The organism is Paenibacillus sp. 32352, from assembly GCF_002042965.1.
Lineage (GTDB): Bacteria > Bacillota > Bacilli > Paenibacillales > NBRC-103111 > Paenibacillus_S > Paenibacillus_S vulneris.
Window position 1 is genome coordinate 317,307 of record NZ_MZNT01000006.1, and the last position, 19,109, is coordinate 336,415.

A 19,109-nucleotide genomic window follows, 5' to 3' on the forward strand; every position below is an offset into this window, starting at 1 on the left:
AACTATCGTTTTGCAGGTCCCTTCCTCTGATGTCTACGGGCACACAAAGAAAGCCAATCAGTTGGCAACCCAGCTACCATCCCAAAATTACTTTGGGGAAGGCCCGCGGCTTTGCGTCCCTGCCTTTCGGCCAGGTTTGCCTTTTTCAGTTATATTGGCATTACATAATTCTACAAGTCAAAACTGAACAATTTCTGAACAAGTCGGAATTTGTCGAAAATGTCCCGCTCGTTCTAACCGATGACAAAACAAAACAAAGAAGCATCAAAGACATTGAATTCTTTGATGCTTCTCATAACGCCAACTTTGTGCTTACTTATGATACGATCTCCGCACTGTCTGTAACGGCAAGTTTGAAGGCCTTCCTTTACTGCCCCTCAATGTCTACCTCTAAACCGTTTCATCGCCTCCTCGGTCACCGGCTCGAAGAGGTTAAGAAGGTTGCCGTCGGGATCGCGGAACAGCATAGAACGGTTCCCCCACGGCATCGTGGTCGGTTCCTTTACCCAATTATCGACAAATGGCTTCAAGCGCACATATTCAGCATCGACATCGTCGACGCGGAACTCAATAATGACAGTGCGATTGTTGGCCCCCACAACGGAACCGGCGCCGATTAGCTGCGCTGTCTGGGAGTGGCCGATTGCAAGGGTGCATGATGGCACAACGAGTTCGGCAAATACGGGCGCGGGTCGCTCCGCCGAAACCCCCATGACTTTCTCATAGAACTCGACGAGACGATCCACATCGTCAGTAATGATGCGTACAGAAGCGAAATTCATAACATATCATCCTTCCTAGTAATAATAGGTGCTGTGTCCCACAGCCGTTGCATAACATATTTTTTACTTATCTATCTCCTTTACATTTACATGTCCAATTATAAAAAAACGCTACTGACAACGTTATGTCAGTAGCGTTTGAGAATTTTTTGGGCTTCCTCACGAATTCGATTTTGGAAAGATTCAGGTTCCAATACTATTACGCCCGCTCCCCAGCCTAGCACCCATTGCAGCAATTCATCCAGCTGACGAACGCGTAAGACCACATCCAATCCATCTTGATGCTCTTTCATATCCTCTATGAAATGATAGTTCGATTCCTTCACCTTATCTGCGATGTCATGATTAAATCGAAGGCAGACTCGCAAGTGGCGATCATCTAAAGGGGTATACTCCCTTAAGTCAAAATGCGCCGGGAGCTCGAATCGTTCGTCCAGTTCGATAAGCTCAGCCATTCGGGACAACCGGAAATGGCGGATGTCTTGGCGCAGATCACACCAGGCCACAAGCATCCAAGACCCTTCAACGAGTACAAGGCCATAGGGAGCGACGGTACGTTCGCTATGGCGGCTTCCCGTAGAATCCGTAATTTTTTTCGAATAATGAAATCGGATCTTTCGCCCATCTAGTAGAGCCCGGCGGATCTTATCGAGATTTTCCCTTTCGTTTGACAGAGCAGCCTGTTTGCCGGGCGCGAGCAATCGCAGCGACTTGCGTATACGGGAGGTCTCACTGCGGACACTGTCTGATAGAGTAACCTCGATTTTCCTCCTAGCAGCCTTAGCTTTATCACGATAATCATCATCGAATCGTTGCTCGATAAAATCTGTTCCTATAAGTAATGTCACGGCTTCCTCAATTGTAAAACGGATCGGAGGTAGAAAATATCCCTCCATTAAGGAATACCCTGCGCCTGTAGTGCCTGTAATAGGCACGCCTGCTTCGCTGAGCGCCTGCATGTCGCGATAGATGGTCCTCACGCTGGTTTCAAATAGTGCCGCCAAATCTTCGGCACGTACCACTTGCCTGCCTTGCAGCTCCAGCACGATGGCCAACAAACGATCTGTTTTGTTCATTGACTGCCCCCTTGCCCTTTTCCCATATATCAATTGCAAATACCATGTGTTTAGCTCTTCTTTAATAATACGGCTTGTACTACTATAAACATAGCTCATTTTTGTTACGCTGCCAGCTTCATTATGAAATTCGCTACTTATGACACGGTTCATCTTAACGGGTCCATCGGCGAAAAATGCGAAGGAGCCTGCCGCGGCACGCTCCTTCGTTTTAATCTTAACTATCAGCACTCATCTCGTAGCCAACAAGCGTTTTAGATTGTCATCAATAAATTTATTATCGGCCTTGTTGATGCCGCGACCGGCAAAATGGCCCCAGATCGACTCTATAGGATTAAAAACAGCATTAGGCATTAGCTTAGCCTCGTATTCGTTATCCTCCGCCAGGCAGAAGAGATCTGTGCTCCCTGGCATGACACAAGCTAGCGCTTTAATGCTTTTGAGCGCCTTATCGAAATCTCCGTTATATACGGGGTTTGCACTAATATCTGCATTTTGGCCTGTCCATAACATGGCTAGGACATTGTGCGGATCCATCTTCATAAAGCTATCTTCCCAGACGCCAGCCATAAAATCTGTCAATGAGTCAAACCCCAGCTCACGATAAAGTTCCTCTCTGTAAAACGCCTGTGATACGCCCCATCCCGCATAGACACGGCCAACCGCGCGCATATCAGCAGAAGTCAACTGGTTTAGTTTACTTGAATCGAAGCGGACAGCAGCCATGAGCGAAGCTTTCATCCCCTCCAGGACCACATACGTTTGGGGCCAAGTCTTGGCGACCCCGGCGAAAGGTGCAATTCGTTCCACCATGTCTGGATAACTAGCCCCCCATTGGAATGATTGAATGCCTCCCATTGACCATCCAACGACGAGAGCGATCTTTTGAATGCCGAATTTTTCGGTCACCAGCCGATACTGGAATGTAACGTTGTCATAGATGGTTACCTGCGGAAAATTAGCCCGGTCGAATGGAGGAGGCGTATTACTGGGAGAGGAAGATAACCCGTTGCCCAGCAAATTTGGAACGATAATGAAATATTTCTGCGGATCCAGTGCCATGCCGTTTCCAATCAGCCATTCATTCTGAACATGCCGGTCACCAAAAGCAGTCGGATAGACGATGACATTATCTTTCTTTTCATTCAATTTTCCATAAGTCTTATAAGCAAGAAAAGCGCTCGGTAACGTCACTCCCGATTGCAAGGTTACGTCACCCAAATCAAAAATCTCATATTCCATCGTGTTGTCTCTCCCTTCAAAATGAAATCATCCATTGAGAATGCATTTCTTGTTGTTAGTATAGATCTGTGATACTCTCAATAAAAGTGAATAGATTTCAAAGTAATATTCAATAATTTTGAAAGTAAAAAGGGGGATCGTATGATGGAATTGCGCCAACTGAATACATTCTGTATGGTTGCATCAACTTTAAATTTCAGTCGTGCTGCGGAAGTGCTGAACTACGTCCCCTCCAACGTCACGATGCAAATAAAAGCATTGGAGGATGAGCTAGGTGTTCGTCTCTTTGACCGTTTGGGTAAGCAGCTCGTTCTCACAACGGAGGGCAAACGCTTTTTAACTCATATCCAAGGCGTTCTAAACAAATTGGACGAAGCTCGTAGCGCCGTTCATGACAATGAAAATCTAACCGGAACCCTAACGATAAGTGCCAACGAGGTTATTTGCGCCTATCGGCTTCCAGCTGTCTTTCAACGATTTCGTTCGCAGCATCCGGGAGTTCGTCTGATCTTCCGCTCCGTTCCAAATCAGCAGCTCAAGCAAACGCTCTTTGAGGGAACCGCGGATGTCGTCTTTATGTTGGACGAACCCATTCGCTCAGGCGGACTTGCAGTGGAACCGTTGCTGGAAGAAACTTTTCGCCTTTTCGCCGCTCCAGACCATCCACTCGTGAAACGAACGGTGCTACAGCTGGGAGATTTCAACGGAGAAGTGTTCCTGACGAATGAAAAGGGCTGTCCCTATCGAACCATGTTTGACCGATCATTTGAAAAAGAGGGCATTGATGGGATTACGTATTTGGAGTTTCAAAGTGCCGAAGCCATTAAACAATGTGCAATTTCGGGAATCGGTATTGCCTTTCTTCCTGAAATAACCGTGGAAGCCGAAGTTGAACGGGGCGAACTTGTTGCCCTTCCATGGCAAATTCCGGACTTGCAAGTGTTTACACAGATGTTATGGCATAAAGACAAGTGGCTTTCACCAATCATGTTATCTTTCATTGAAGCAGCAAGGGGGATTCTCCTGCGGGCTATTTGACCCTCGAACATGCAACTGTTAGAGAACGACCGAATAACCCCGTCTTGGATGCAACGGAGCTGAACGATGCTTATTTGGAATAGAGCTAACCAAGCTGAGAACACGTCCAAGATCGGTCGGCGAGAATTCCAAGCCCGTAAGGATTGGCAGCTCAAAATTTCGCCCTACTTATGATACGGTTCTCCACGCCCTTAGCTCAATAAGAACTAGTTTATGCTATGTCATCTTTTTTGTTTGATTAAAATTTTGCTGACACACAGTTGTCAGTTGGGGCTCCTTATAATCGGTATTGTAAATGAGTTCGAATAACTCGCTAATCGCCTAAATAAGGAGGTTTTCCCCGATGTATCAATCCATTCAAAGCTTTATTACCGAATACCAGAATGAGTCCGAATATACGCAAAAAACCCTCAGTTCCTTGACAGACGCGTCATTGAAGCAAGAGATTGCCCCAGGCTTCCGTACACTTGGAACTTTGGCGTGGCACTTAGTGCCTAAAGGTGGGATTCTGACATCAACCGGCCTTAGATTCGAAGCGCCGCCCGAGCATAGCGAGGCTCCTGATTCCGCAGCGGAGATTGCTAAAGCGTATAGCTCCACCTCCGCTGCCCTAATAGAGGCGGTACAATCCCAGTGGACGGACGAGAAGCTGCAAGAATCCGTTACTATGTTCGGACAACAATGGAAGAACGGTTTTACGTTAGGGATTTTCCTCAAGCACGAAATTCACCATCGCGGACAGCTAACCATCTTGATGCGCCAGGCGGGACTTCCTGTCATCGGAATCTACGGTCCCTCCAAGGAAGAGTGGATCAGTATGGGGATGGAAGCCCCGGTTTAAGCATACAAAGGCGCGCTCTTTACTTTCTTGGCAAAAACGCGCACCTTCTATTTTTGAGGTTGCTGGGGCACCAAGCCAACCCGGGCTCGCTAACGTTGCAGCCCGGTTATTGGTTTAACGTGTTTTTGTTAAAGTGTCAGCACTTCCCCTTAACCGCTCTTCCAAAATCAAGCGCAGCTCATCAGGAATCCGTTCAAACTCGACCCCTTTCCCCAAAAACAAAAGCCAATCCGCATAATACTCTAGCGCCTCAACATCGGTCACATCCAGTTGATCATTGAAAATCCCACTCGACTGGAACATCCCTGTAAAGGACAAAATAATCCCCGGCGGGTGCAAGCGCTTAAAGCGCTGAATCCCAGTCGTATCAAGTTTGACAATCAGATTGGACTCACGTGCGCCAAGCCGTTTTTTGCTTAAAATCTCTTGCTCAGACCGTCTCATCTTCTGCTCGGAAATGGCCGAATCCCGCAGCATCTCAACAGGCAAATAACGAAACTCATCGGTATCAAGATCATAAACCTCGACCAGCCAACGAGCGTTTGAGTTAAAAATATGAATCAAAAAAACGTCCATCAACTGCGGCCAGCCAGGACTCGGCTCATACGTCAAGCGCAAGTGCTTATCCCGCACGGCTAGCGAAATCAGCTGGTTCAATTCCGCAGGCGCCGCATCATCGAGTTCCAAAAGATTCGGATTAGCAGGATTTGTATTTTCAAAAAGCAAGATATTATTCAGCTCGATCAGCTCGTCGTGCTGGGTTTGCGACGCGATGCCGATGAGTTTTTCAGTGATGGAGCGGCGATTTTGCAAATAAGGCAGCTGCGAATTTTTCGAGGCGATAAAGCTGATAAATATCGCTTTCAGTTCTTCTGGCGTGAAACGGACGGCGGACAGATACTGATTTTGCAGGACATTGTAGCCGCCCCCGCGCCCAAGCTCGGTCGTCAATGGAAAACCCATCGCCTGAATCTCGTTAATGTCGCGGATCGCCGTCGCGCGAGAAATCTTGAACTCCCGCTGAATCTCTGCAATCGTAAAATGCGCGCGGTTATTGATGAAGCGCATGATCAGGTTCACTCGTTCTGTCTTTTTCATGATTTTATTGTATCAGAAATGTAGCACTAGTACTGATTTTGATTCTGTTTTTGCAATACTTTTTGATATTCGATAAAAGGTATCGTTTTTTGATACATTTAGAGAATAGTATCAATCTTGTAAAAACAAATCCGCTAAGGGAGAGATTAAAATGTCTAACTACTCCATCCAAACCATTTCAGAAAACTACAAAATGACTGCTTTCGGTGTTTTACTTGAAGACTACAACGACTGGGCAGGCAATGCAGCAAAAACTGCAGCAAAAAAAGCTGAAATTACTGAAAACGGCAAGCTTGCCGAACTTCTCACGCTCGCTGACGGGCAAGAATATCAAATCAACTACGTCATCGACGGCAAGGCTTGGCGCGGCTTCGGCGTGATGGGTGCATACGACGTGGAAGGCGCGGTCGTCCTTGACTTCCTCGCTGGGGACTACCTCGTGGTGCCTGGCACAGGCGCTGACAAAGACCGCCTTGCTGAGGAAATAACAGGCAAGGTTTTCGGTGGCCTCCTGCAAGAAATCACAGACTACAAATACGTTGGTCCTGGTAACTCAACATTCGTCAAAGCAGCTGAAGACGGTACATTCTACGGCGAAATGTGGCTTCGTGGAAAAAAAGTAGCAGGCTAATCTCAGTCAAAGGAGCAGTCCCATGGCAAATTACACAGTTGAACATAAGAAATCATTTACATTGACCGCTTATGGTTTTTCAATTCAATCCAATTTCCAAGACGCGCCGGCTTTACAGAAGGAAAAAGCGGAGTTTTGGGGAGGACTCAAGGCTGACGGGCGTTTTGATAAGCTCAAAGCGGCCGCAAAGGATGATCGCGAATGGTCAGTCAACGAGGTTTATCAAGGCAGACCGTGGAATTATTTCGCGGTAGAAGCTAGCAAATCGGTGGCTGACGCAACACGCATCATTGAGTTTCCAGAGAGCGAGTACATTGTGCTCGCAGGAACCGGTGATAAGGAAACCTTGTTTGATCAGTTGACTTATCGTGCTTTTGGCGAAGTCTTGTCACAAATCACTGACTATGCTTACATCGGCGGTCCCAATGCGACTTATCGCAAAGAAAACGGTGACGGCACTTTCTACGGCGAATTTTGGGTTCCTGTGGTTAAAAAATAGTAGGCTTTGACCAAAGGGCCACTCCGAAACACACGCGGAGGGCCCTTTTTGAGTTCGCTTTCTTTCAGATACCTTTTCAGTTCGGAGCTCTTTGTACCTAGTTGGGCATATGGATTGGCCTTGGGTCTAGGAATGGTGTTATCCCTCCCCCTTATTTGGACCACGAATTATGAGGTTCGAGAAGATAACCTTATTTATGCCAAGAAAAACTGGGGATTTGTGTTCGCATTTGTAGGCATCATCCTCATCCGATTATTCCTTCGGAAAGAGTTGACGGGTTCGCGTTTACAGAGATACAATTATTATTTTATTTTGCATGAGCATGATATTTTGAATACAGCCCGATCATATCAGTTATCCCAATCCCTAATCCGACATTAACGACATAAAGATCAACCCGTGGGCCCTGTTGCACCAATAACTGGAGGCTTCACACTAATTGAATAGGATTAAAGCAATGATAATCAGGAGCAAAACGATGACTGCGTATCCAACTATTTTTATCCAGCGCGGTGTTGTATAAGGCTCAGTGCTGCTTTTGGTTTCCTGCTTGCGCCATCCATACCTTAACCTCGTATTTTCTTACGGATGAGTGACTATTCCAACGATCTTCCGCTGCTTCAATCAGCGCTATATCGATTATTTAAGAGCAAACTTCAATAAGATAGGAAATATTCACTGGCGAAAATTTGAAGGTCTAACAGCTGAATTTTTTGAAAGACAAGGCTATTTCGTAGAAATTGGTCCTGGAAGAGCAGATGGCGGTGTCGATGTTAGAGTTTGGACACACGACACTAATCTTACAGGGCCACCAACAATTCTTATTCAGTGTAAAAGACAAAAAGATTTAGCCGGGATGGATAAAGAGGTTGCCAAAAGCACACTCATGACTCTATTTCTAACAACATTTTCTTATCAAAAAAAGTCACTACTCTGCTATGACTTTTTTTTGATACCTTAGAGAAAAGGAGGGAGGAATCCTGTGTCCGCCAAGTCCCAGAGCTCTTGTGATTGGGTCCGTAACAAGGTGGCAGCTGCCGTACCGTACAGGCATTGGTTTGATTATGTGATCATTGGCACTCGGACCTTATGGTTCCTGCTGGGGGTTCATTACCTCCTAAGCCGCTCTGGCGGCGAATTAAGCGGTAGCTCGGGGTTTGCAGCCACGGGTGATCGGTGGTTCATTTTGCTGTTTTACACCTTGGCTTATGTTACTCCGATGGTACTTTTTTTGCGCCGCGGCATTCCGCGGATGTTCCCGGTTCTGGCCGAATTATTGCTTAACGGAACCTTTTTCTGCTTGATGGCAGCAAGCCCGACGGTCGAATTCGCATTCTATAATTTCCCTTCCATCATGTTGGGGTATATGAGTGTCGGCCGAATCGCCGTCTTCTCGGCTGCAACATCCGTTATTGTCATTCCATTACTGGTCGGATGGTTTCGGGGGAGCGGGATAGAAACGACAATCAGCGTGGCCATCGAATTCGGGGTTCTCTACGGCAGCGGCTTCTGCTTTCAAAAGTTGATTGCCTCCTACGGATTGATCACCAAACAAAACCAGACTTTGGAGCTTTATGCCAAACAAATCGAAGCACTGACGCTGACGGAGGAACGGAACCGACTTTCACGTGAACTTCATGATACGGTCGGCCATACGTTTGCCACGACAATTACGGGGATGGATGCGGTGCATTACCTCATCGACGTGGACCCGCAAGAAGCGAAAAACAGTCTACAGGAGCTGCTTGAAGTGACGAGAAACGGACTTGACGAGGTTCGAAGGCATATCCATCAGATTGCTCCGGAACAGGAGGAGCGGACGCTTACGGAAGCTCTTTCGCAAATCGCCGATGAGTTTGCGCTCCATACGGGGACCGAAATTGCGGTGCATGTCGAAGGAACGGAGTATACGGTCTCGGAAAACGTTCGATTGACGATGATCCGCTGTCTGCAGGAATCCTTGACTAACGCCAACAAGCATGGAAAGGCTTCTTCGATCCGCATTGAGCTTGCCTACTCGGAGGAATGCGTCGAAATCAAAATTGCCGATGACGGGAAGGGCGCAAGTGAACTGGTCGAAGGCTTCGGGTTAAAGGCTATGTACGAACGGGCGGCAAATCTGAACGGCACCTTGGCTGTAACTTCACATTCTGACCATGGGACGGTAATTGCATGTACGATTCCGACGAAAAAAATACACCGGAAATGAAAGACATCCGAGTGCTGATCGCAGATGATCAAGAGATCATTCGTAAAAGTCTGAAGATTGTCCTTGGTTCGGCAGCGGATATTAAAGTCGTTGCAACGGCGGCCGACGGGAAGGAAGCCGTCGATCAAGTGAATCGGTTGCAGCCCGATTTGGTGTTGATGGATATCCATATGCCCATCATGGACGGAGTAGAGGCAACCGCTATTATCAAAGCAAGGTGGTCTGAGGTCAAGGTCCTTGTGTTGACTACATTTCAAGACGTATGCTACGTCGTCGGTGCTTTAAATGCAGGTGCTGAAGGGTACATCCTGAAGGCAATCCATCCCTTGGATCTCGCAGCAGCGATAAGGTTGGTGTACCGCGGGGAAACGATGATTACGCAGGAGGTGGCCAAATCGTTGTTTGCCCGCTCTCTGAGTACGGCTAATCCGAAGGAATCCCCGTACGGATTAACCGAGAGGGAGCTGCAAGTGCTTAAGTATATTTCGGACGGGATCGCAAACAGAGCCATTTCCGATCGCATTGGTTTATCGGAAGGTACGGTCAAAAATTATATTTCCAATATTTATTCCAAGCTAAATGTTCACAACCGGAAATCGGCGATGAAGAAAGCTTCTGATGAACGGCTGGTTTAAATACAAAATCAAACGACTTATACCCTTAAGGGAGGAACGAGTAAGATTCCATGACCATGAAGACTTTATTGCAACCCGAATCCCCGACATTTACCTTACGTACTCAAACGAAACGTGTTACTCATCCGATAGCAGCGGTGCTGCTCTCCTTCGCTTTCGTTCTTGTCAGTATCCTGCTCGCGGAAACGCTGTCCGGTTCCTTGAACATGGCTCTTTCAGGACTTGAGCAGTCTCTTGTTCATCAGCCTGCCGTCTTTTCTGCTATCGCGAAGATTCTCATCCTATGGCTTTTGAATGTGCCCATCTATCTGATGCTCTGGGGGTGGCTGAAATGGTTCGAGCGCCGCCCTTTCGGTACACTTGGTTTTTCACGCCAAGGGCTCGTTTCTGGATACCTCCGAGGCCTATGTATCGGCTTCCTGATGATAAGCTTTGCGACAGGTATCGCGGTTCTCTTGAACATCGGAAGCTTCATTCCCTTAAGCGGTCCGCTGGAAGGAGTGCCAGCGCTTGGAGGAATTATTCTCGTCTTCCTCGGGTGGGCAGTTCAAGCCTCGGCAGAGGAGGTGTTGTATCGCGGTTGGCTGCTTCAGACGATCAGCATCCGCACGAACCCTTGGATCGGGGTTTTGCTTTCTTCCCTTTGTTTTGCCTGTGTTCACGGTCTGAACAACGGCTTATCTCCTTTGGTTCTCTGCAATCTATTTCTGTTCGGGTTATTTCTTGCGCTCTATCGCATCGCGAAAGGATCGCTTTGGGGAGTGTGTGCCTGGCACACGGTATGGAACTGGGCTTTAGGCAACATCTACGGGGCAGAAGTCGGTGGCAGCGCGGCAGAGGGTGGGCATCTGTTCCATCTCCAACTCACCGGATCGGATTGGCTGACGGGCGGGGCATTCGGCTTGGAAGGCAGCATCGTCACCACAACGGTATTTTTGATCGGAATTGGATATGTGTCCGTAATGCTCAGACGGAGGCAATGGAAGGAAAGAAGATCCGTTGAACAGGCAAACGGCTGACATTTTCTGATCGTGCTTATGAGATTGTACGTTAATCATATTGTTATATTCGTTTCCGCAATACAGCCTATACAGTTTTCACTTTAGGTTCAATACGATCCGAACGATTGAAGCAATGTAATTTATCGAGGCAACTCTGGAAGAGACGTTCCGGAGTTGCCTCACCCGCTTTTATAGGTCAACAGCCGATACCGCACTTACGCGGCCTGTGCCCTCGTGGAAAGCGCCTGCGTAGCCAAACTCTCTCCGTTTCCGCTAAGGATGCCGGTTTCGACAAACCGCTTCATGGCGGTTCGGGCATAATCGGCTACGCCATCCGCATCCGGAAAGTTTTTCAGGGTGCGCCATCTTGAACCCTTCGGCAGCTCGTTAAATGATTCCAACACCTGATAAAGGATCAACCATCATGTCTTGGCAGCGAATGGAGGCCTCGGCCGCAAAGTTGCCGTCGCCTTCGGGAGACCCGTGCAGCAGTTGGATATTGTGGAAAATGACATCGTCCGCATTCATCGGCACCGGCACCGCATCGGCGGATCCGAAACCGGGCAGCGAATATCGTTGCTCCGCCTTGGCGGTGTCCCAATGGTTGCTGCCCGGAATGACTCATAGGCACGATTTCTCGTCTAAGCCCAAATGATGTCTCAGATATGGAGAGATACCTAAAAAGAATGGCCTTGGTTAATTAGCTTAGTTACCCGGTGGCCCTTTAATAGTTAATTTATACTTCGTAGTGTACTCCAGTTAACTTTTCGGATAATAGCCAAAGCTTCTCCGCAAGCTGCGCGTTCAATGCCTTTTTGGGGAAATCCACAAACTTCGGTTTCTTAGCCCTTAGCGGATTCATTCCTAGCCCTACGTAGTTATCTCCGGTGACTGTCGCATCCGTCGCCGCAATAAGTGATGGCCAAGCTGACTGATCAGGAGAAGCCCCAATTGTATGTCTTCCTCCAGCAACACCCGCCCCCGTGATACGGTTCTCCGCGCTGTCTGTAACGGCAAGTTTTAAGGGCCATCCTTCGTTGGGATGGCCCTTTCTTTGTTCTCGCTTTGTTCAAAAATTCGCTCTTGAAGAGAAAAACCAGTAAGCCGTTACCGTCCAACAACTGATCTAGCTCCGCTGCAAACCGTTAGCTTGCACAATACCGTTCAAGATCACTTCAATCCCCCAATAGAACCGTTCCTTCGAAACGGTGTCTCCGGAAAACAACTCCTCTTTCAGACTGTGAATGAGCGGGAAACGAACCGGATCTGAAGCTTGGTAAGAATGTTGGATGGCATCCATCTGTTCCTCTCCATGCCTGGACCTAGCGGCCTTCTCGAAAGCGACTGAGGAAACATACAGCAGTAATAGATCCATTCCCCAAGCAGCGGAAGTGGACGTAATACCACCCTTGTGCAGGACCGTAAGTAGGTATTCATTCAACCGGAATGCATGGGTCCCTACCGGAATTGCCTGAAGTGACAGCTCCGCAAGTCCAGGCTGCTCGATTAGCAACATCACATACGCATCCAAAGCCCGGAAAAGCTGTTCCTTCCAATTGCCTTCCGTTAGCTCTGGCAGCACGAGCTCCCCAAGTCCATAATCCAGCACATAGGAGCTCAACTCCTGCAAGTTCTTTACGTAAACATAGAGCGAGGAAGGTCCGGTGTCCAGTGCTTTGGCCACCTTCCGCATGCTCATGCCTGGGGTGCCTTCTTCTTTCAGCAACTCATAGGCGGTCTTTACAATCAACTCATGACTGAGCGGTTCTTTGGCCGGACGAGCCCGGCGACTTACAATTTTACGTTTAGGTTTCATCATACTTCTCTTATATCATGCCGGAAGCGAATAGTAAATCCGCTTTTCAGGCTCGATTTCGTTTCGTTATACTGCTCATGGTAAGAATTCATAAGCTTGTTAAGCTTCCGGGCTGCATCATCCGAGAAGCACAGCACGAGATTATCGTTTGACTCACGAGCCATCTCCGAAGAATAGGCGTACATCTTCTCCTCATAATCCTCGATCGCTTTTGCTTGATCTTCATTCCGTACGATCGCAAGTGCAAGCTCCATTGCGTCCTGCATCGCCATATTAACGCCTTCGCCAGCGAACGGAGACATGACGTGGGCCGCGTCACCGATCAGCGTAACACCGGAGTTCCTTTTCCACTTGAATCCAACCGGTAACATGTAAATCCGTCTTGGAAGAACAGCATCAGCCGCGTAGCGGATATAATTTTTGAGCGACTCATCCCAATCTTGGAAGATCTCCAGTAGTTTTGCTTTCGCTTCCTGAGGATTTTCAGACCTAATACCGCTTGTTTCGAGCCACTCCCGATCCACCCACAGGCTCGCATAGACCTTAATGCGCCCATCACCATTCAACTGCCCCAAAATGCCTTTGTGATCGTCCAATGCAAACACTTTGCCACGACGGTTGAATGCAGCCAAATCAGGATAGCGTTTAGCAGCGTCCTCAACATTAAGCTCTAACATGGTTAGTCCCGAATAACTGACATCCGTATCCGAAAGCAGCCGACGAATACGGGAGAAGGCACCGTCCGCTCCAACTACAAGATGCGCGGTATCGATGAACCCGTTCTCGAAATGAAGCTCTGTCATGCCATTGGATAGTGAAACGGCCTTGTCTAGCTTATACCCATAGCGGATGATCGCTGGGTCCAACTTGCTTAAGAGTAAATCGCAAAGTACGCCACGGTCGATCTCTGGCCGCCCTCCTGGAGCATTCTCATCAGCTACTTCATCCAAAAAACATTTTCCAGTCTTATCGAATAGGCGAAAGTCCTCCCCTTCATAACGAGCTACTTTTTGAAAAGCCTCATAAAGTCCGGCTTCCTTCAGCGCCTGTTGACCGGATTCCTCATGAATGTCAAGGGAACCACCGCGTTCATGACTCTTGTCTTCCAGCTCCCGCTCATAAATGACGGACGGAATGCCATGATGTTGAAGAATGAGCGCAAGCGTTAGTCCGCCCGGGCCTCCTCCGATAATAGCGATACGTTTTTGATCTTTAGTAGTTGTTGTCATTGTAAACATCTCCTCAGCATATTTGTCGTTTATCAAAGTGAAATATCTTTATTGCGAACTCCGTTCTTTTCGTCCAAAGCCGCAGAATACAAATTCTCTCTGCTGATAAGCTAACGCTATTTCGATTGAGGTGAGGCAGTGTTATTTTCTATACGTTTTGCAAAAAATAAACTGAGTACTAATGCCGCAATCGCAAACCCCAGAGTGATCCAGAACGTGGAACCGAAAGCATACCCCAACTGATTGAGAGTATGCTGGGAAGGTAGTTCTCTAATCTTTTCAGCTAGAAAAGCCATCGTAATCGTCACTCCGAAGGATGACATGATTTGCTGGGCTGAAGTTGTTATCGGTGTCACGCGACTGACTAATTCCTTCGGAGCCGATTTGAGCACATGAGTATTGATCTGCATCATCGTCAATCCTTGGCCTAGTCCTGCAAAGGCAAAGCTACACATAATGTACAACGGACTGGTATTAGCAGTAACTTGTGTCAATGCGAGCAATGAGCCAGATAGAGACAGAATGCCCATAATGGCAACCGGCCGAACTCCGTAACGGTCAAACAATTTGCCACCGAGGTTGATTCCCACCGTTGACAAGATTGCCTGTGGAATGACATACAGTCCAGCCTCAAGCGGCGAAAGGCCCTTAACCTGCTGCAAATAAAGAGGGAACAACAGAATGCTGCCGAACAACGCAATCTGATTTAGCCACGCGACGAGAATTCCATGTACGAATGCCGGAGAGCGGAACACCCTAAGCTCCAGCAGAGGATATTTCTGCTGCAATTCATGCCAGATAAAAATTGTAAGCATGACGATACCGAATATGAGTGAACCAAGCGTCCATGCATTCGACCAGCCCTTCTCACCAGCTTGGTGAACCGCGAAGACCAGTGAGGCGAAGGATATCGGAGCTAAGATTGCGCCGACTACATCGAGCTTGCTGTTGTGCTTCGGCTTCGCTGTAGGGAGGTATCTCCATGCCATTAGTAACGCGATAAACCCAACCGGCACATTGATGAAAAAGATCCAGTGCCAATTTATAAACTCAATAAGCCAACCAGACAGAACAGGACCGAGAATCGGTGCGAGTAGCATCGGAATCCCGAGAATCCCCATGACTGAACCACGTTTGTCGGGAGGCGAAACGGAGAACACCGTTGCAATCCCAATCGGGGCAACCATGCCCCCTCCGAGTCCTTGAAGGATACGGAAGATGATCAGTTGCTCAGGCGTTTGCGCCAGGGCACACAAGACAGAAGCAAGCACAAATAACACGATGCTCGTCATAAACATCCGTTTTGACGAGAAACGGTCCGAGAACCAACCTGCGAGCGGAATAATAGCTGATAATGACAAAGTATAGGCCGTAATGACCCATTGAATTGTGCTGAGATTGGTATCAAAGGCGCTTACCAATTTCGGTACTGCCACGTTCATAATCGTACTGTCCAAGATTACGAGGAACATTCCCGAAGTCACTGCAAGCAGCACCGGTAATATTTTTTTCAATGAAAATTCTGACTGCATACTTGCTGTTTTATTTGCTGGCCCCATATCGATTATTCTCACTTCTTTCTGTATATATTTCAGAGCATGCTTATTGAGCTCTAATAAGCACATTTCAGTTATACCATTACGAACACCGTTCGTCAAGAACGGTGTTCGTAATGGTTATACATATATCATAACCATGACCCCTTTTTCGAGGGGGTATTTTCATTTTTAGGAGGGACAGATGAATGAGAATCATCAAGACACAGCAAGACCTTGTCGTCTTACGACTTGCTGTGACACTTCCAGTGGAACTTCTCCTTCAGGTTGAGGAGTATTTACTACAACGGCATTTTCTCGGACGAGTTAAGGTTTCACCGACGATTGACAAACATTCAAATTTTTACTTTACACCGCAGTCATTAGGTGGTAATATCATTTCTATAATTCCATAAATATAGAAATGATGGCGGAAAGGAGAATTTAATGGCTGATGTCGATCACGATCTAGTGCAAGCTGTCAAAGTATACAAGGCTCTAGGTGAGCCTACACGACTAAAAATTGCCTTAATGCTAATAAAGCAAAAGAATCAATGCGTTACCGCGATCGGTGAACAGCTTGGACACGTGCCCGGTTCAACGTTATCCCATCATCTCAAGCAGCTGACGGAATCGGGTTTAATCCAGTCGCAAAAGAACGGTTCGTTTATTCACTACAGTGTTGATCAAGAAGTGGCAATGAAGTTTGCGCCATATTTACTGGCGTAAATTTTTTAAGCTTCATTTCTATATCTTTAGAATTATAGAAAAGATAAAGGAGGGAAACCATATTGGAAAAACACGTGCCATTGGAACTTGGAATCTCTACATTTCTTCACACCAACCCCAAAGGCGGGGGCGTTCCGCCAGGCGAACGACTGCGACAAGCGATGGAAGAAATTCAGTTGGCTGATCAGGCCGGTCTTGATGTCTATGCGATTGGTGAACATCATCGCATGGACTACACAAGCTCATCGCCGGCAATTATTTTGGCTTCGGCTGCAGCTACTACAAACCATATTCGGCTGTCCAGTGCCGTTACGGTATTGTCTTCGTCGGATCCAGTCCGTGTTTATCAGGATTTCGCCACCCTGGATAACTTAACAAATGGGCGGGCCGAGATCATGGCCGGACGCGGTTCTTTTGTCGAATCTTTTCCGCTCTTCGGATATGACCTGCAAAATTATGAGGAATTATTCGATGAGAAATTGGAGCTTTTACTCAAAATACGATCTTCAGAGAACCTAACATGGAGCGGCAAGCACCGTGCACCGCTGCACAATATGGGCGTATACCCGCGAGCGCAACAACTCCCGCTTCCTGTGTGGATTGCTACTGGCGGCAGTCCGGAGTCGGCCATTCGTGCCGGTCAGCTTGGTCTTCCTGTTATTTTCTCCATTATAGGCGGCATGCCGGAGCGTTTCGCTCCCTTAGTGCAGTTATATCTTAAAGCAGCCCAACAAGCAGGGCACGATCCTAATCAATTGCAAATCGCCTGTCATTCGCATGGTTTTATTGCCAACTCGTTTGCAACAGCCAAAGAAAAGTATTATCCCATTATGGCCGAACAAATGAATCAAATTGGAAGGGAACGCGGTTGGGCGACTTATACACGAAGTGTATATGAGGAAGCACTGAGCCCTCGCGGCGCTCTTTATGTTGGAGATTCAGAATATGTAGCAGAAAAGATCGTACGTGTAACCAAACAACTGGGCTTGACTCGATTTCTTTTGTACGTTGACTTTAGTACGGTTCCGCATCGTGATTTGTTAAGAACGATCGAACGATTTGGAACGGATGTCGCCCCCCTTGTCCGCAAGGAGCTAGCTAGGCATTAAAGAAAGTAAGATGTTAAGAAATTTCAATCCTTCAGCGTTATCATTTCTATATATTTAGATATATGGAAATAGAAAGGGGAACAATCAATTGATTAAATCGTGGAAAGTTTATATTTTAGCGATTGTAAGTTTTTTAGTGGGAACTTCGGAATTTGTAATTGCCGGTATATTGGATCTGGTTTCCAAAGATGTAGGCGTAACCATTGCTGCTGCTGGCCAACTCATTTCGGTTTATTCCATATCTTACGCGGTGGGTACTCCAATTCTCATTGCGGCTACCTCTAAACTAAGCCGGAGAACACTTATGCTGGCTGCTTTGGCGCTCTTTTTTATAGGGAATTTAATAACAGTGGTCTCGACGGGCTATCCAATGCTTGTTGGTGCGAGAGTGATCTTAGCTCTTAGTACAGGTGTATTTACCGTGGTTGCCTTAACTGTTTCTGCTCAAATTGCCGGACCTGGAAAACAAGGCACCGCCATAGCAACTATCATGATGGGATTTAATCTATCGCTTATTTTAGGCGTTCCTGTGGGAAGAGTCATTGCCAGCACCTACGACTGGAAAATGATTTTTTATGGAATCGGCCTTCTTAGTTTTATCGCGATGCTGGTCATTTTAATGGCGTTGCCAAAGTCGCAAGGAGAGGCAAATGTGCCTCTTAAAGAACAACTCGCCCTGTTGAAAAGGCCGCAGCTATTATTAACCTTGTCGATTAGCTTCTTTTGGATGGTCGGTTATACGATCATTTACACGTTTATTACACCATTTCTGATGAACATTACGGGTATGAGCAATGGGATGGTGAGCATCGCGCTATTTTCATTCGGTATAGCAAGTTTGCTGGGCGCCCAGGCTGGAGGTTATGGTGCGGATAAATTAGGTATTCCGCGTACGCTGAATGGAAGCTTAATGATCCACGCTGCTATTTTGATCCTTATGTCCCTCTTTGCCCATACATCAATAGCTGTCTTTCCGTTGCTGCTGTTATGGTCGTTTTTTGCTTGGTCTACGGGTCCCATTCAACAAGTTTATATGATTAGCTTGGCACCAAGCGCAGCGGGAATCCTTCTGAGCTTGAATACATCCTTCATCCAGTTGGGAATTGCTGTCGGAGCTGCCATTGGCGGTATTGTGGTGGAAAACTTCTCCTTACAGTCAATCGGCGTGGCTGGCGCAATTGGTGTTGCAATCGCACTCCTTCCGGCTATATTATCGTTCTCGATGCGAAGTCAGTCTGCGAATGGCATACAATCCGTCACAAGCAAAGAATGAAACCATGCGTACAATTACACGAACAAGCAACGGTATGCTACTGCTTGTTCGTGTTTTCTATTTCCATTTCCACTTCCTCCATCCAATGGACGCTTTGTAGAGCAAACGACTTCCCGTCTGTTGCGAAAACCAAATTGCATAGCTTTATAGCGGTTCGCTTGGGCGTATTGAATTGAGAGCCGAATGTCACTTATAACCGCAACCAGGCAGACCGGTTATACAAGAGTACGAATAACATCGACCCTAGCCTTATGTTCTGCTCCGATCTCAAAATGCACCTGAACTTCGCCCTACTTATGATAAGGTTCAGCTTACACACTCTAACGGCTAAATTTTAAGGGCACCCCTCACGCCCTCGGGTGCCCT

23 protein-coding genes and 1 riboswitch are annotated in these 19,109 nt (G+C 47.2%); of the genes, 14 read left to right on the plus strand and 9 right to left on the minus strand.

Going from position 1 to position 19,109, the window contains the following annotated elements; all coding sequences use genetic code 11:
• Positions 1-60: 60 nt before the first annotated feature.
• Positions 61-151, minus strand: a riboswitch (cyclic di-GMP riboswitch).
• A 226-nt stretch (positions 152-377) separates the two neighbouring features.
• From B1728_RS16545 to B1728_RS16555, 3 genes are all read right to left on the minus strand, one after another.
• The gene (locus tag B1728_RS16545; protein WP_079911339.1) at positions 378-782 is read right to left on the minus strand and encodes a VOC family protein; all 405 of its coding nucleotides are present in this window, start codon (positions 780-782) and stop codon (positions 378-380) included.
• A gap of 128 nt (positions 783-910) precedes the next feature.
• On the minus strand, positions 911-1,858 hold the full coding sequence (locus B1728_RS16550; RefSeq protein ID WP_079911480.1) for a helix-turn-helix transcriptional regulator: 948 nt from the start codon (positions 1,856-1,858) through the stop codon (positions 911-913).
• A gap of 231 nt (positions 1,859-2,089) precedes the next feature.
• Positions 2,090-3,100 (minus strand): alpha/beta fold hydrolase, encoded by a 1,011-nt coding sequence (locus B1728_RS16555; protein ID WP_079911340.1) that lies wholly within the window; start codon positions 3,098-3,100, stop codon positions 2,090-2,092.
• Positions 3,101-3,244: 144 nt separating this feature from the next.
• Between B1728_RS16555 and B1728_RS16560 the strand changes: the two genes are divergently transcribed.
• Together B1728_RS16560 and B1728_RS16565 are read left to right on the plus strand one after the other, a co-directional pair.
• Entirely contained in the window at positions 3,245-4,138 is an 894-nt protein-coding gene (locus B1728_RS16560; RefSeq protein WP_079911341.1) for a LysR family transcriptional regulator, read from the plus strand.
• Between the two features lie 343 nt (positions 4,139-4,481).
• The gene (locus tag B1728_RS16565) at positions 4,482-4,979 is read left to right on the plus strand and encodes a DinB family protein (protein ID WP_079911342.1); all 498 of its coding nucleotides are present in this window, start codon (positions 4,482-4,484) and stop codon (positions 4,977-4,979) included.
• Positions 4,980-5,093: 114 nt separating this feature from the next.
• Here the strand turns inward: B1728_RS16565 and B1728_RS16570 are convergent, their stop codons facing one another.
• A complete protein-coding gene (locus B1728_RS16570) occupies positions 5,094-6,077 on the minus strand; it encodes a helix-turn-helix transcriptional regulator (RefSeq protein WP_256865377.1) in 984 nt (327 codons plus the stop codon).
• A 151-nt stretch (positions 6,078-6,228) separates the two neighbouring features.
• On the opposite strand from B1728_RS16570, the gene B1728_RS16575 reads away from it, so the two are divergent.
• The 7 genes from B1728_RS16575 (at position 6,229) to B1728_RS16605 (ending at position 11,070) form a co-directional block, all read left to right on the plus strand.
• Positions 6,229-6,708 (plus strand): hypothetical protein, encoded by a 480-nt coding sequence (locus B1728_RS16575; protein WP_079911344.1) that lies wholly within the window; start codon positions 6,229-6,231, stop codon positions 6,706-6,708.
• 22 nt (positions 6,709-6,730) lie between these two features.
• Positions 6,731-7,207: a GyrI-like domain-containing protein gene (locus B1728_RS16580; RefSeq protein ID WP_079911345.1), complete on the plus strand. Its 477-nt coding sequence runs from the start codon at positions 6,731-6,733 to the stop codon at positions 7,205-7,207.
• Positions 7,208-7,255: 48 nt separating this feature from the next.
• Positions 7,256-7,588, plus strand: coding sequence for a CcdC protein domain-containing protein (locus B1728_RS37340; RefSeq protein ID WP_179136049.1), 333 nt, complete (start codon positions 7,256-7,258; stop codon positions 7,586-7,588).
• A gap of 211 nt (positions 7,589-7,799) precedes the next feature.
• Complete coding sequence (locus B1728_RS16590; protein WP_079911347.1) at positions 7,800-8,168, plus strand: restriction endonuclease; 369 nt, start codon at positions 7,800-7,802, stop codon at positions 8,166-8,168.
• Positions 8,169-8,189: 21 nt separating this feature from the next.
• The gene (locus tag B1728_RS16595; protein ID WP_079911348.1) at positions 8,190-9,416 is read left to right on the plus strand and encodes a sensor histidine kinase; all 1,227 of its coding nucleotides are present in this window, start codon (positions 8,190-8,192) and stop codon (positions 9,414-9,416) included.
• A complete protein-coding gene (locus B1728_RS16600; protein ID WP_256865378.1) occupies positions 9,380-10,051 on the plus strand; it encodes a response regulator transcription factor in 672 nt (223 codons plus the stop codon). Before B1728_RS16595 ends, B1728_RS16600 begins: the two co-directional genes overlap by 37 nt.
• 56 nt (positions 10,052-10,107) lie before the next feature.
• Complete coding sequence (locus B1728_RS16605) at positions 10,108-11,070, plus strand: CPBP family intramembrane glutamic endopeptidase (protein ID WP_179136050.1); 963 nt, start codon at positions 10,108-10,110, stop codon at positions 11,068-11,070.
• A 197-nt stretch (positions 11,071-11,267) separates the two neighbouring features.
• On the opposite strand, the gene B1728_RS16610 is transcribed toward B1728_RS16605, so the two are convergent.
• Positions 11,268-11,456, minus strand: coding sequence for an S-layer homology domain-containing protein (locus B1728_RS16610; protein WP_179136051.1), 189 nt, complete (start codon positions 11,454-11,456; stop codon positions 11,268-11,270).
• The gene (locus B1728_RS36830; protein WP_256865388.1) at positions 11,440-11,619 is read right to left on the minus strand and encodes a phytanoyl-CoA dioxygenase family protein; all 180 of its coding nucleotides are present in this window, start codon (positions 11,617-11,619) and stop codon (positions 11,440-11,442) included. Before B1728_RS36830 ends, B1728_RS16610 begins: the two co-directional genes overlap by 17 nt.
• Here B1728_RS36830 and B1728_RS36835 point away from each other — a divergent pair.
• Complete coding sequence (locus tag B1728_RS36835) at positions 11,561-11,707, plus strand: hypothetical protein (RefSeq protein ID WP_256865379.1); 147 nt, start codon at positions 11,561-11,563, stop codon at positions 11,705-11,707. The two genes, B1728_RS36830 and B1728_RS36835, sit on opposite strands and share 59 nt — an antisense overlap.
• 471 nt (positions 11,708-12,178) lie before the next feature.
• On the opposite strand, the gene B1728_RS16620 is transcribed toward B1728_RS36835, so the two are convergent.
• From B1728_RS16620 to B1728_RS16630, 3 genes are all read right to left on the minus strand, one after another.
• Positions 12,179-12,871: a TetR/AcrR family transcriptional regulator gene (locus B1728_RS16620; protein WP_079911352.1), complete on the minus strand. Its 693-nt coding sequence runs from the start codon at positions 12,869-12,871 to the stop codon at positions 12,179-12,181.
• Positions 12,868-14,097 carry an FAD-dependent oxidoreductase gene (locus tag B1728_RS16625; RefSeq protein WP_079911353.1) on the minus strand — a complete coding sequence of 410 codons (1,230 nt, stop codon included), beginning with the start codon at positions 14,095-14,097 and terminating at the stop codon, positions 12,868-12,870. The genes B1728_RS16620 and B1728_RS16625 overlap by 4 nt, the downstream gene beginning before the upstream one ends.
• Before the next feature lie 116 nt (positions 14,098-14,213).
• Positions 14,214-15,755, minus strand: coding sequence for an MDR family MFS transporter (locus tag B1728_RS16630; protein WP_256865380.1), 1,542 nt, complete (start codon positions 15,753-15,755; stop codon positions 14,214-14,216).
• A gap of 86 nt (positions 15,756-15,841) precedes the next feature.
• Between B1728_RS16630 and B1728_RS16635 the strand changes: the two genes are divergently transcribed.
• The 4 genes from B1728_RS16635 (at position 15,842) to B1728_RS16650 (ending at position 18,743) form a co-directional block, all read left to right on the plus strand.
• Positions 15,842-16,048 (plus strand): hypothetical protein, encoded by a 207-nt coding sequence (locus B1728_RS16635; RefSeq protein ID WP_079911354.1) that lies wholly within the window; start codon positions 15,842-15,844, stop codon positions 16,046-16,048.
• 31 nt (positions 16,049-16,079) lie between these two features.
• Positions 16,080-16,361, plus strand: coding sequence for an ArsR/SmtB family transcription factor (locus B1728_RS16640; RefSeq protein ID WP_079911355.1), 282 nt, complete (start codon positions 16,080-16,082; stop codon positions 16,359-16,361).
• A 59-nt stretch (positions 16,362-16,420) separates the two neighbouring features.
• The gene (locus B1728_RS16645) at positions 16,421-17,470 is read left to right on the plus strand and encodes an LLM class flavin-dependent oxidoreductase (RefSeq protein WP_256865389.1); all 1,050 of its coding nucleotides are present in this window, start codon (positions 16,421-16,423) and stop codon (positions 17,468-17,470) included.
• Positions 17,471-17,558: 88 nt separating this feature from the next.
• Positions 17,559-18,743 carry an MFS transporter gene (locus B1728_RS16650; RefSeq protein ID WP_079911356.1) on the plus strand — a complete coding sequence of 395 codons (1,185 nt, stop codon included), beginning with the start codon at positions 17,559-17,561 and terminating at the stop codon, positions 18,741-18,743.
• The last annotated feature ends 366 nt before the right edge of the window (positions 18,744-19,109 follow it).